Source organism: Alphaproteobacteria bacterium, assembly GCA_019635875.1.
Classification (GTDB): Bacteria; Pseudomonadota; Alphaproteobacteria; order Reyranellales; family Reyranellaceae; genus JAFAZJ01.
Map to the genome: position 1 here is coordinate 338461 of JAHBYP010000005.1, position 13557 is coordinate 352017.

Sequence of the window (13557 nt, forward strand, 5' to 3'; positions counted from 1 at the left end):
CCCTCATTCGAGTCCATCAAGGTAGGCGGCGAGCACCGCCAGTTCCCGATCGGTCAACATGCGGTAGGGCGGCATGCGGCTGCCCGGCTTGATGTGGCCGCTGTCGCGGATCCAGAGCGCGAAGGCCTCTGGATCGTTGCGCAGCGCTGCGGCCGCGAGCGACTGGCGGCTTCCGACATGGGTGAGATCCGGACCGACTCTGCCGTCGGCCGACGGCAAACCCCGGATGCGATGGCAGGCACCGCAGCCCGAAGCGACAAACAGCCTAGCCCCTTCGCCATCGGTGCGAACGGCCGGCCGCTGCTCGGCGCGCAGCCATTCGGCGAAGTCCGGTCGCTCTCGGGCGACGACATGGAAGGACATCAACGCGTGCGCGCCACCGCAGTATTCCGCGCACTGGCCGCGGCTGATGCCGGCCTTGGTGGCGTGCAGCACCAGCCGGTTCGAGCGGCCCGGTATCATGTCGACCTTGCCGGCGAGGTTGGGCACCCAGAAGCTATGAATCACGTCGGCCGTCCGCAGCGTCAACGCGACCCGCTCGCCGGCCGGAATGACGAGCTCGTTGGCGCTTTCCAGATCGGTACCGTCCGGCAAGTGATAGGTGACGCGCCACCACCACTGCTCGCCGACGACGGTGGCCTGCAACGCGGCGTCTTCCACGCGCGGCGTGGTCCGGGTGGCCATGGCCGCCAACCCGTAGGCCAGCAACACCAGCAGCGAGGCGCTGGGAAACACTACGCCGGCCGCGACGACGAAGCGCTCGGCGGAAAGCAGCGACCGCAGACGGCGGCCTCCGCCGATCGCACCGCCCATGGCGACGACGACGCCGACGAGAACCATGCCAAGAAAGGCGGTCATGACCCAGAACAGGCGTGCGACCTCGCTCGCCTCCTCGCCGCTGGTCGAAAGCGCCGATTGCTCCCCAGAACAGCCGAACAACAGCGGATGCAGCGCCAGAAGGAGCACGATGCGCTTCATGGCGTCGCCCGCGGCTGCTGTCGGGCGAGATAGGCGGCGACGGCCTCGATTTCCTCGTCGCCGAGTCTCGCCGTCGCCGCCTGCATGATCGGCCCGTACGTCGTGGCCTGGCGATGGCCCGCCTGGAAAAGCCGGATCTGCTGCCCGATGTATCGCCGCGACAGGCCGAGGATCTCCGGGAACGCGGGATTGCGTGCGTCGACATGGCAGGCGAGGCAGGCCGGCACGCCCTTCGCCGGCACGCCCCCGCGCGCGATCGCCTCGCCACGGTCCAGAAGTGCGGTATCGATACCCGGTTCATCTCCAGACGGCGCCGGCGCTCCGGCATATGCGCTCGCCAGCGACTCCAATTCCTTGTCGTCGAGCCACGTGGCGACGAGCTGCATGTAACCGCTGGGCCGCCTCCCTTCGGCGTAGTCGCGCAAGGAACGCAGGAGGTAGTCGCGGCTTTGTCCGCTGAGCTGCGGGACGATGTCGATCGGCGGCGGTGCGCCGGGCAACCCGTGACAGCGCGCGCAGATGTTCAACCGTTCCCGCGACGCGCCCGTCTGCAGGCCGGAGGTCGGCCGCCCCACTTCGATCCCGGCGAGCTTGCGATAGCTGGTCGCGTCGAGCTCGGGGATGCGACCCAGGAAAGCCACCACGGGCCAGACTTCGTCCTCGCGGCGCCGGGCGATCCATGCCGGCATGCCGGTGTTTTTCCGTCCGTTCAGGACGACCAAGAAGAGATGCCGGGGCGACCACAGCGAGGCGGCTTCGGCGAAGGACGGTGGCGAGGGTCGCATCGCCCCCTGAAGCGCGCTCGCCGGACGGCCGGGCGCCCCGTGGCAGGCGGCGCAGCCCAGCTCGTAGTGGGCGGCGCCCAGCCGCACCGCATCGGGCGGCTGAGGCGGCGGCTCGCCGACATCGAGGCTCTGGACGTGGACATAGATGCTCGACAGCACAAACAGTGCTACCGCCGCAAGCGCAAGCACCATCGAGGCGGTGCCAACCAGGACCTTCCGCAAGGAAACACCGAGCAACCTAGGTCACCCTGACGTCTTCGGGGTGGTGTCCGGCTTGGGCGGCCGGCGCCAGCCAACGCCACGCGACGACGACCGCGGCCACCAGATAGCTGAGAGGACAGGCGACCAGCATCATCAGGCCGGCGAGTTGTTGATCCGCCAGCGGGTCGGCAGCCATCACGTCGTGATGCGTCATCGCCGGATAGAGCGGTCGCGCCGCGAATGTCAGCAGAACACCGAGCAGGCAGAAAAGCTTGCTCGTGAGGAGCAGAGCCGCGATGGCGCGCCAGGGGCAGGTTGCCATCGCGCGAACGACCGCCCTCCAGAACCAGACGGCGGCAAGCGCCAGCGAAAGTTGCATCACGAAATGCAACGCCGGTTGCTCCATTGCCGCTGCCAGAGATGGTGGCGCATGCCATCCCCACAGAAGCAGGAGTTGCACGACCGAGGCCGGCACAAGCCCGTGCATTCGGCCAGCGGCGGTCCCCGAGACCCTGACGCTCCCCAGGGCGGCAGCTGGTGCAAGCAGGTTCATGAGCAGGATGTGCACGCCCATCCCGGCACTGAGGGGCCCGTAACCGGCGAGAAGAACCTGCATTTGCTCGTGCATCGCTCTCTGGCCAGGGCGCAATCGCAGAATCCCGCAAGCGGAGTCTACGCGGGCGGGTGTACGGGCGCATGGCGAACGTCGCAGGAGACACGGGGTTGCACTCGCAGCAGCCAAGGCATCCAAGATCGATCCGCCCCATCCGCGAGCTGTTCGAATGACTGGAACGATGGCCAAGACCACTCGTTGCACGCCTGCGTACCAACCAGCGCGAGGTCTGGCATGTCAGGCACCCGGCCCGTGGTGCTGATCATGGGCGCCGGCGGAACTCTCGGAAGCGCGCTCGCCGCCGCCCTGGGACGGAACTATCGCGTCGTCGGCCTGGACCGGCACGAAGGCGAGCTCGCCGGCGGCGTTCCCGTCATAGCCGCCGATATCACATCCGATGAAAAGCTCGCCGCCGCCTTGAAGGAAGTGCGCCGACGCTTTGGCGGGCGCATCGCCAGCGTGATCCATCTGGCGGCATATTTCGACTTCAGCGGCGAGGACAACGAGCTCTACCGGACCGTGAACATCGAAGGGACACGACGGCTGCTGCGCGCGCTGCAGGAATTCGAGATCGGGCAGTTCGTCTATTCCGGCACGATGCTGGTCCACCGCCCCTGCCGGCCCGGCGAACGAATCGATGAAAGCCAGCCGATCGAGCCGAAGTGGGTGTATCCGAAGTCCAAGGCCGACGCCGAGGCGGCGATCCGCCAGGAGCACGGCGGTATCCCGATCGTGCTGCTGCATCTCGCCGGGCTGTACGACGAGCGAACGGCAGTGCCGACGCTCGCCCAGCAGATTGCGCGCATCTACGAGCGCACCCTGCAGAGCAAGCTCTATTCCGGCGACCCGACTGCCGGCCAAAGCATGCTGCACAAGGAAGACATGATCGACGCGTTCCGCCGCGTGGTCGACCGGCGCGCCGAGCTACCGCGCGAGGTGACGCTGCTGATCGGCGAGCCCGAAGCGATGGGCTACGACGAGATCCAGGACGCGATCGGCAAGGCGATCCATGGCGAGCAAGACTGGCCAACGATCGAGGTGCCAAAGCCGCTGGCCAAGGCCGGCGCCTGGGCGCAGGGAGTGATCGAGCCGATCGTGCCCGACGCCTTCGACCAGGGCGAGAAGCCGTTCATTCGACCGTTCATGGTCGACATGGCCGACGATCACTATGCCCTCGACATAGCCGCGGCCCGGCGGCTGCTGGGCTGGGAGCCGCGGCGCCGACTGGCGGACGAACTGCCGATGCTTGTCGCGGCACTCAAGGAGGACCCCGCGGCCTGGTACCGCGAGAACAAGATCACGCCGCCACCCTGGATAGAAGCTGCGGACAAGGCGGGCCACGATCCAGAGGCGCTCAGGCGCCGGCACGAAAGCCAGTACCTGGACGAACACCGCCGCTTCCGCTGGGCACATCTCGCAAACATCTTCATGGGCTTCTGGCTGGCTGCGTCGCCACCGCTCATTGGTCTGGAAGGCGCGCTGCTCATCTCGAGCGACGTCGCGGCGGGACTCGCGATCATGATCCTAAGTGCGATCGCGCTCGAGCCGCGAAGGTCCTGGGCGCGATGGACCGTCGCGGCCATTGGCATCTGGGTAATGTCGGCGGCGTTCATCTTCTGGACGCCCAACGGCATGGCCTATCTCAACGACACGCTGGTCGGTGGGCTTGTCGTCGCCTTCGCCGTCGGCACGCCGCCCGAACCGGGACCATCGCCGCTCGCGGCCGCCAGCGGTCCCGCGGTGCCATCGGGCTGGGACTACAACCCATCGGCATGGACGCAGCGCCTGCCGATCATCGCCCTGGCGGTCATCGGCCTGCTTACGTCGCGCTATCTCGCGGCCTATCAGCTTGGCCACATCGACTCGGTATGGGAGCCGTTCTTCGCCGGCGGGCCGGATCCGAAGAACGGGACGGAAGAGATCATCACCTCGGAAGTCTCCCGCGCCTGGCCGGTGCCGGACGCCGCGGTAGGCGCCCTCACCTATGCGCTGGAGATCGTGACCGGGATTGTCGGCTCGACGCGGCGCTGGCGCACGATGCCATGGCTGGTGCTTCTGTTCGGCCTGATGATCGTGCCCTTGGGCGTGGTGTCCATCACCTTCATCGTCATCCAGCCGATCGTCATCGGTACCTGGTGCACCCTTTGCCTGATCGCGGCCGCGGCCATGCTGATCCAGATCCCCTACTCCCTCGATGAACTGCTGGCGACCCTGCAGTTCCTGCGCCGGCGGCAGCGCGCCGGCCGCAAGGTGCTGCGAATCCTGGTGTTCGGCGATACCGACGAAGGCACGCCTCCACCTGCCGTCGACAACGAACTCGACAGGCCGCTGCCGGCACTGGCACGCGAAATGGTCGCGGGCGGCGTCTCCCTGCCCTGGAACATGGCGATATGCGCCGCGATCGGCGTGTGGTTGATGCTCAGCCGCCTGGCCCTCGATACCGGCGAGGGAACCGCCAATGCGCACCATGTCATCGGGGCCCTGGTCCTCACGACGACGGCGATCGCCGCCGCCGAGGTGGCGCGGCCGGTACGCCTGCTGAATTGTCTATGGGGGATCGCATTGATTTCCGATCTCTTCCTCAGAGAGGAAACGGCAATGGTCCATACCGCCTCCGTCATCGCCGGCCTGGCCCTGTGCTCCCTGAGCCTGTTCCGCGGCCCGGTGCGAAGCCGCTACGCCGGATGGAGCCGGCTGATCGTTTAGCGTCGGGGCACGCCGGGGTGCTGATTTCAACTGCCCGCGATCAAGATCGTGCCGACACATTCGCGGAGGTCGAACATCCGGGTATCCCTGGTGCCCGTGGGACGGGGCCCGCGAACTAATCCTGGGTCTGCGCCGATACGCTGCCGAACAGCACCGCGACCGGCCGGCGGCCGAACAGGCTCGTCAGCGGCACTCGGGCGGCATCGAAACGAACCTCGCGCGAGTCAAGAATGTCGACCAGCGTCGCCGGCTGGAAGGAGGGCCGCAGGCATGCTCCGCCCAGCACCTCGGGCGAGATCGCGAGCGACGCCAAGTCCCCAACCATGCCGTAAGCCAGGCGAGGAACGGCGACGACGACGACCTCGCTGCCGAGTCGTCGCGCGAAGGCGACGAACTGCTCGGCCTGGGCTCCCTGGACCTCGATCGGCTCGTACGCGCCCCTGGTGAACACCTCCGGCATCCGCGACCGCAGCGCCAGCAACGCCGCGACCATCCGCTGCTTCACGGCTCCAGCCCGCCAATCCCCGCCGGGCGCTCGCAGGGACGCGGCCGCCCGCGCGAAGTCGACCGGCCGGCGGTTGTCGGGATCGACGAGGCTGAAATCCCAAAACTCCGTGCCTTGGTAAATGTCCGGGACGCCGGGTGCCGTGAGCTTGAGCACCAGCTGCGCCAGGCTGTTGATCGCCCCCGCCCGCGCGATGCGCTCGACGAAGGCGACGATGCCCTCCAGCAGATCGGGAATGGCGCGCCCGGCGATCAGCCGCGACACGAACGTGCGAGCCGCTTCCTCGTAGGCCTCGTCGGGATCGATCCAGTCGCTGCGCAACTTGGCCTCGCGCAGCGCCTTCTGCTGCCACGCCGCCAGCCGCTCGGCGAACGCCGCGCGGCCATCGTCGTCAGCGGGATCGAGATCCAGCGGCCAGGCACCGACGATTGTCTGGAACAGCATCGCCAGATCGGCATCGACAGGCATGCGCTCGCCACGCAGCGGGGCGCTCCACACCAGCCACCGCCGCAGATGGGCGATCCACTCCGGTGCGATCTCGCTCAGCACCGCCAGGCGCGCACGCACGTCCTCGCCGCGCTTGTGGTCGTGCGTCGCCGTCGCCAGCATGCTCAGCGGCGCCATCCATAGCCGCCTGGCCATGCGCGCATGGAAGGTCGCCGGCAGATCGGCGAAGCGCGACGCATCGAAGCCGACGTCATTGCGCGACAGCAGACGGCCGTACCGATAGAAGGCCGTGTCCTCGACAGCCTTCGCGGCGATCGGCGCGCTCAGCTGTTGGAAGCGCGCGACGGCGCGGCCGCGAGCGTCGCTGTCCGCCCCGGTGCCGAGCCAGCGCAGCACGTGCTCGAGGACCCAGCTGTCGTGGCGACGGATGGTGGCACGCGCGTCCGCTCCTGCCCGCTTCAGCACCGCGACATCGGCGTCGCCCGCGCCATAGATTCGATAAACCGGGAAATGCGCCAGCAGCTCCACCAGCACGCGGCGCAGGGCCGGACGGGTCACGTCGGCGCTGGTTCGGTCGTCTTGCGCCACCATGTGGAAAGCATCGACGCAGGCCTCGAGCTGCCCGCCGAAGCTGCGATCGAGCATCTCGCGGCGTGCCGCCTGCTCCTCGACGGCAAAATCGGCCGGACGGCCGCTGAGTTCGGCCCAGGCGTCGGTCAGCGGTGCCTCGCCGGCCGGATCGTGCTGCAGGGCGCTGACCTCATCCATAAAATCGTAGCCCGACGTGCCGTCGCAGCTCCACGAAGGCGGCAGCGTCTCGCCACCGAGCAGGATCTTCTCGACGACGATGTAGGCGTGCGGACCGAGGCGCTGACGCAGCTTGCGGCAGTAGGCCGCCGGATCGGTCAGCCCGTCGATGTGATCGATCCGCACGCCGTCGATCGCGCCCTCGCGATGCAGCCGCAGGATCAGCGCGTGCGTGGCGTCGAAGACCACCTCGTCTTCCTGGCGCAGGCACACAAGGTCGTTGATCTCGAAGAATCGGCGCCAGTTGATGCGATCGCCGGCGCTGCGCCACCACGCGAGGCGATAGTGCTGCCGCCCGAGCTCGGCGTGCTCGTTCAGCGGAAAGCGATGCCCGTGGTAGCGCAGCGTGCCGTCGCCTCGCACCAGTTCGCCGGCCTCCAGCACGTCCGTCAGCGGCTTTCCCAGCACCGGCAGCAGCACCTTGCCATCTTCGCGCTGCCAGTCGATGTCGAAGAAGCCGGCATAGCGGCTGGCGGGACCATGGCGCAGCACGTCGACCCACCAGGCATTCTCCCAGCCCGCCGCCATGTGGTTGGGCACGATGTCGAGGATCAGCCCCAGCCCGCGCTCCTTCAGCGCCGCGACCATGGCGCGGAAGGCAACCTCGCCGCCGAGCTCGGGATTGATGCGGGTGGGATCGATGCCGTCATAGCCATGCGTCGAGCCGGCGCGCGCCGCGGCGATCGGCGAAGCGTAGACGTGGCTGATCCCCAGCGCGGCGAGATACGGCACGATGTGCGTTGCATCGGCGAAGGTGAAGCCGCGATGGAACTGAAGGCGGTAGGTGGCGCGCGGCGTCACGACGAGCGCGCCGCCAGACGCTTCAGGCGTGCCTGTACCGGCGCCGGTTCCAGCAGCTGATCAACGGGGAACTTCAGGCGGCGACGCCAGTTGGGATGCTCGTCGACCGTGCCGGGAAGGTTCGGCTGCTCGGAGAGGCCCAGCAGATCCTCCAGCGGCACGATCGCCAGCGGCGATGGCGCGGCAGCCACCAGGCCGATCGCCGCGTCCACGGCTGGCGCCGGATCATGCGGTGGCGGCTCGACACCCTGGGCGACACCAGCCTCGACACAGGTGCGCCACAAGGCCGAACGGTCCTGCGGCCGTTGCGCGTCGGCCTCCGACGCCAGGCCGAGCCCGGCGCGCAGCCCGATATCCGCGCCCTGCCACCAGCCCGCAACGGTCGGCAGATCGTGGGTCGTGGTCATGGCGATCGCATCACCGCGCCATCGCCGCGGCGGCAGAAAGCCGCTGTCGTCGCGCTGGAACCACATAACGTCCATGCCGGCGATACCGGCCTCGCGGCAGCGCTCGCGAAACGCCGGCGGCACGGTGCCGAGATCCTCGCCGATCACGACGGCGCGGTGGCGATGCGATTCGAGCGCCACCAGGCGCAGCAGATCGTCAAGCGGATAGGCGAGATATGCCCCTTCGGTGGGCGGGGCTCCATCGGGAATCAGCCATAGCCGCATCATGCCCATGGCGTGATCGATGCGCACGCCGCCGGCGTGACGCAGGGCGGCGCGCAGGGTCGCGAGGAACGGCTCGAAGCCCGAGTCGACGAGGGCGCGCGGCGAGAGGGCGCCGAGGCCCCATCCCTGCCCCTTCATGTTGAAGGAATCCGGTGGTGCGCCGATGCTGACGCCGTCGAGCATGTCCTGCGGGCGCGAGCGCGCCTGGCTGCCATTGCGATCGAGCCCGACCGCCAGGTCGGCGATCAAGCCGATGCGCATGCCGGCATCGCGCGCCGCGCGCTGGGCACCGGCCAAGGCGCGGTCGGCGATCCACTGCTCGAACAGCAGGTAATCGATCTCGGCTTCCCTGCCGCGCGCGTCGAAGCGTGCGTGCTCCACCAGACGTGGCCCTGCCTCGCTGACGAACCGTCGCAGATCGTCGGCCGGCAGCCCGTCGCGCACGAATTCCTGGTGCAGACGCCGCAGCAGGATGCGCTTGGCTCGCGATACGGCCGGCCAGTCGATCAGCTCGCCGTCATCTATCTGGAGCCCGGCTCGGGCGCGCCGCACGCGCTCGTCCCCCAGCACGCAGGCCGGATCCGCCATCAGGGCGTTGAGAAACAGTCGGCTCGACGGCGAGTACGGCGTGAAATGCGAAGACCCGTCGGTGGCCAGCGCATGGGCCGGACTGACCGTCAGCGCGTCGGCGCCATGTCGCGCCGCCTGACGCGCCAGGTCGGCCAAGGCAGTCGTGTCGCCGATGCCATCATCGCCGGCACGCCTCAGCGCATAGGTCTGCACCGCCAGCCCGAACATCGGCCGGCCGGCGGCGACATCATCGAGAGTGACGCAGCGGCGGGGCGCCGCCGCTACCAGGATCTCGCGCTCGGCCGTGCGCAGGACATGGTAGCCGGGCTGTACAATGGCCGGCAGCTCATTGCCGACGAGCGCAAGCCCCTCGCCGCTCTCCAGGCGCAGCTCGGCCGAACCGCTCAGCCCTGGAACCCTGCACGCCACGCCGATTGTCGTTGTGATCATCGGCGGCAGCGGAGGCGGCGCGCACAAATGATCGCGGCTCAGCGCCACCTGTTCCGGCGAGTCGGCGGGCAGGCCCAGCACCGCGAGCATGCGGCGCAGCACGTCGAGCGAGACGATCTGCGGCTGGCCGGAGGCGTCGGTCCACTCGACCGCAATGCCGGCCTCGCGGGCCAGCGCGCGCACCGCCTCGTCACTCATGTCTGGAGGAACGCCACGGTGCAGCGCGCGGCCAGGTGACCGTGCTCGCTGTTCGCGCGGCTGGCGAAAAGCAGGTCCCCGGCGATGGTGGGCAGCACGCAGGGCTCGCCGCCGAGGTTGGCGGCGATGGTCAGGACCTCGCCCGCCCGTCCGCGCCAGCGCGCCAGGACGGCGGTGGCCGACAGGGTGGCGGCGCCGAGGCTGGTCATGCCTGCAAGGCGCGGAACGATCGCCTGGCGCCGCAGCGCGAGAATCTGGCGGTAGAAGTCGACCCACTCGGCACTGGGCGGCTCGTTGCCCAGGCGGCAGCGCTCGAAGGTTTGCGGATCGTTGGGATCGGGAATCTCGCCATCGCCGAAGCGCGTGAAGGCGGCGAACTCGCGGCGCCGTCCTTCGCGCACGGCCACCGCCAGCTCACCACGATGATCGGTGAAGAACTGGAACGGCACGGTGCTGCCCAGCTCCTCGCCCATGAAGATCAGCGGAATCTGCGGGCACAGCAGCTGCAGCGTAACCGCGGCCCGCAAGGTCTCGCCCTCGACCAACGTCGTCAGCCTGTCGCCGAAGGGCCGGTTGCCGACCTGGTCGTGGTTCTGCAGAAAGAAGACGAAAGCAGTGGGCGGCAAATCGGCCGAGATATCGCCGCGCTTGCGACCGCCGCGATGGGCCGAGGCCTCACCCTGATAGTCGAAGCCCTCGGCAAGGCAGCGGGCCAGGCGATCGGCCGGATGCTGCGCGTGATCGACGTAGTAGCCGTCGGTCTCGCCGGTCAGCAGAACGTGAATCGCGTGGTGTGCGTCGTCGTTCCATTGCGCATCGAAGGCGTCCGGCCGCAGGAGTCCGGCGCTGTTGGCGTCGTTCTCCAGCACCAGATGAACGTGGCGGCCGGGTTCGACGGTAGCGCGCACCTCGCGCGCCATCTCGACCAGCCAGTCCTGCTCGGCGATGGCGTGCACCGCGTCGAAGCGCAGGCCGTCGAAGCGATACTCCATCAGCCACATCAGCGCATTCTCCGTGAAGAACCGGCGCACCTCGGGACGGCGGAAGTCGATGGCAGCGCCCCAAGGCGTGGCGATGTCGTCGCGGAAGAAGGATGGCGCGCAGGCGGCGATGCAGTTCCCGTCCGGGCCGAAATGATTGTAGACGACGTCGAGGAAGACCATCAGGCCCAGGCCGTGCGCGGCGTCGATCATCGTCTTGAGATCTTCCGGCGTGCCGTAGCAGCAGGCCGGAGCGAACTGCAGGACGCCGTCGTAGCCCCAATTGCGCGTGCCGGGAAAATCGGCGACCGGCATCAGCTCGATCGCCGTTATGCCCAGCCCGGCGAGCCGCTTCAGCTCGGCCTGGATCCCCTCGAAGCCGCCAAACAGGCCCGGATGCAGCTCGTAGAGCACGACCTCGTGCCACGGCCTGCCGCGCCAGTCGGCGTGGCGCCACGTGTAGGACACCGGATCGACGACGACGCTTTCGCCGTGCACGCCGCCCAGCTGCGCGCGCGAGGCCGGATCGGCTATCGTCTCGCCGCTGCCCAGCCGATAGCGATAGCGGGCGCCGGGGCCGCAACGCGCCTCCGCCTCGAACCAGCCCCCGGCGTCGCGGCGCATGGCGACGGACGCATCGTCGCCAAGCAGGACCTCGACACGCCGCTGCCGCGGCGCCCACAGCCGGAAGCGCACTCGATCGGCGTCGACCAGCGTGGCCCCGAAGGGCAGTTGCCGCGCGTGGATCATGCGACCTCGCTTTGGGTCAGCACGAGGCTGCGGGCGCGCACGAGGAGCGTGTCGCCCTCGACGGCGCGGCGCGACGCTGTCGGCTGGGCGCTGTCGAGGATGATCGCCGTGGGCATCGCCGGCGGCGGAAGCCGGAACGCGCGATCCTCTGCGGCGGCATTGAAGAATGTCGTGAGCACGTCGACCGTGCCGTCGTCGCCCTTCGATGCACGGCGCAGCACCAGCAGATGAGCCATCGGATTCTTCCAGTCCTGCTCGCCGATCGGGCGCCCCTCCTCGTCGAACCACGCGATATCGAGGACGCCTGGCACCGGCTCCTCGCGGCCATGCAGGAATGTAGTGCAGCGCAGAACGGGATGGGCACGCCGAAGCGCGATCAGCCGCGCGACGAAGCCGCTCAGCGCGCGTCCCTTGTTGCTGGCCGCCAGCTTCCAGTCGAGCCACGAAATCTCGTTGTCCTGACAATAGGCGTTGTTGTTCCCATGCTGGCTACGGCCGAACTCGTCGCCGGCCAGCAGCATGGGCGTGCCCTGCGCCAGAAAGACGGTCGCCAGCATGGCATGCAGCACCCGGTCGCGAATCGCTTCGATCTTGGCGTCGTTGCTGGGCCCTTCAACGCCCCAGTTCGATGAATAGTTCTCGGCGTGGCCGTCATTGCTCGATTCGCCGTTGGCCTCATTGTGCCGCTCGGCGTAGCGCACGATGTCGGCCGCAGTGAAGCCGTCGTGCGAGGCGACATAGTTGATCGAGGCCCAGGGACGCCGTCCGCGCCGGTCGAAGAAGTCGCTCGAGCCGGCGATCCGTGCCGAGAAGTCCGAGCGCATGTTGTCGTCGCCACGCCAGAACCGTCGCACGCCGTCTCGGAAGCGATCGTTCCACTCGGCGAAGCCCGGCGGCTGCTGGCCGAGCTGATAGCCGCCCGGCCCGACATCCCAAGGCTCGGCGATCAGCTTGACCTGCGCCAGCACCGGGTCCTGGCGGAGCACGTCGAAGAAGCCCGATCTCGGATCGAAGCCATGCGCCTCGCGGCCCAGCGTGACGCCGAGATCGAAGCGGAAGCCGTCGACGTGGAAGTCGTTCACCCAGTAGCGCAGCGAGTCGGTCACCAGCTGCAGCACGCGCGGGTGTGAGAGGTTCAGCGTGTTGCCCGTGCCGGTGTCGTTCACGCAGTAGCGCGGATTGTCGGCCACCAGCCAGTAGTAGCTGGCATTGTCCAAGCCACGAAACGACAGAGTCGGACCGAGCTCGCTGCCCTCGGCGGTGTGGTTGTAGACCACGTCGAGGATCACCTCGATGCCGGCTGCGTGCAGCCGGCGCACCGCCGCGCGCATCTCGTTGGCCCCGCCCTCGCCGACATAGCGCGGCTCGACGCAGAAGAAGCCGATCGAGTTGTAGCCCCAGTAGTTGCGCAGGCCCTTCTGCAGCAGATGGCGATCCTGCACGAACGCGTGGACCGGCAACAGCTCGAGCGCGGTGATCCCCAGGCGGCGCAGATGGTCGATCAGCTTGGGGTCCGAAAGCGCGGCGAAGGTGCCGCGATCCGGCAGGCGCAGATCGTCGCGCAGCATGGTGAGCCCGCGCGGGTGGGCTTCGTAGATCACCGTATCCGACCACGGGATGCGCGGCGGGCGATCGTCGCCCCAGTTGAAGCCATCCTCCGCCACCACCGCCTTCAGCATGCCGGGAGCGCTGTCGCGGCGGTCGAACGAGAGATCGGCGCGCGCCGAGTTCACGCGGTAGCCGTAGAGGGCGTCGGACTGGCGCAGTTCGCCGGTGAGCCGACGGGCATAGGGGTCGAGCAGCAGCTTGTGCGGATTGAAGCGATGGCCCCTGGTCGGCTCGTAGGGTCCGTAGGCGCGATAGCCGTAGACCAGGCCCGCATGCTCCCCGGGCAGGTAGCCATGCCAGACCTCGTCGGTGTACTCGGGCAATGGCAGGCGCTTGATCTCGCGTCGACCCGAGGGATCGAAGATGCAAAGCTCTATGCGCGCGGCGTGCGCGGAGAAGACAGCGAAATTGATTCCCAGCCCGTCCCACGTGGCGCCCCGCGGATGGGGCGCGCCGGGGAGCAGCCGGTCGACCCGCGCCGGCACGG

Annotated in this window: 8 protein-coding genes; 1 reads left to right on the forward strand and 7 read right to left on the reverse strand. The window is 68.5% G+C overall.

Annotation, left to right across the window (positions count from 1 at the left end; genetic code table 11):
* Positions 1–3: 3 nt before the first annotated feature.
* Genes KF889_19690 through KF889_19700 form a run of 3 tightly spaced genes read right to left on the reverse strand, consistent with a single transcriptional unit; the run spans position 4 to position 2580 of the window.
* On the reverse strand, positions 4–978 hold the full coding sequence (locus tag KF889_19690; protein MBX3501669.1) for a c-type cytochrome: 975 nt from the start codon (positions 976–978) through the stop codon (positions 4–6).
* Entirely contained in the window at positions 975–2000 is a 1026-nt protein-coding gene (locus KF889_19695) for a c-type cytochrome (protein MBX3501670.1), read from the reverse strand. Before KF889_19695 ends, KF889_19690 begins: the two co-directional genes overlap by 4 nt.
* Before the next feature lies 1 nt (position 2001).
* A complete protein-coding gene (locus tag KF889_19700; GenBank protein MBX3501671.1) occupies positions 2002–2580 on the reverse strand; it encodes a cytochrome c oxidase assembly protein in 579 nt (192 codons plus the stop codon).
* Positions 2581–2811: 231 nt separating this feature from the next.
* Here KF889_19700 and KF889_19705 point away from each other — a divergent pair, with 231 nt between their 5' ends.
* Positions 2812–5283: an NAD-dependent epimerase/dehydratase family protein gene (locus tag KF889_19705; GenBank protein ID MBX3501672.1), complete on the forward strand. Its 2472-nt coding sequence runs from the start codon at positions 2812–2814 to the stop codon at positions 5281–5283.
* A gap of 115 nt (positions 5284–5398) precedes the next feature.
* On the opposite strand, the gene treY is transcribed toward KF889_19705, so the two are convergent.
* The 4 genes from treY to glgX are packed head-to-tail and all read right to left on the reverse strand — an operon-like array spanning position 5399 to position 13555.
* Positions 5399–7843, reverse strand: a complete 2445-nt coding sequence (treY, locus tag KF889_19710; protein ID MBX3501673.1) for a malto-oligosyltrehalose synthase — start codon at positions 7841–7843, stop codon at positions 5399–5401.
* Positions 7840–9732, reverse strand: coding sequence for a 4-alpha-glucanotransferase (locus KF889_19715; protein MBX3501674.1), 1893 nt, complete (start codon positions 9730–9732; stop codon positions 7840–7842). The genes treY and KF889_19715 overlap by 4 nt, the downstream gene beginning before the upstream one ends.
* On the reverse strand, positions 9729–11462 hold the full coding sequence (gene treZ, locus KF889_19720; protein MBX3501675.1) for a malto-oligosyltrehalose trehalohydrolase: 1734 nt from the start codon (positions 11460–11462) through the stop codon (positions 9729–9731). Before treZ ends, KF889_19715 begins: the two co-directional genes overlap by 4 nt.
* A complete protein-coding gene (gene glgX / locus KF889_19725; GenBank protein MBX3501676.1) occupies positions 11459–13555 on the reverse strand; it encodes a glycogen debranching protein GlgX in 2097 nt (698 codons plus the stop codon). The genes treZ and glgX overlap by 4 nt, the downstream gene beginning before the upstream one ends.
* Between the last annotated feature and the right edge of the window lie 2 nt (positions 13556–13557).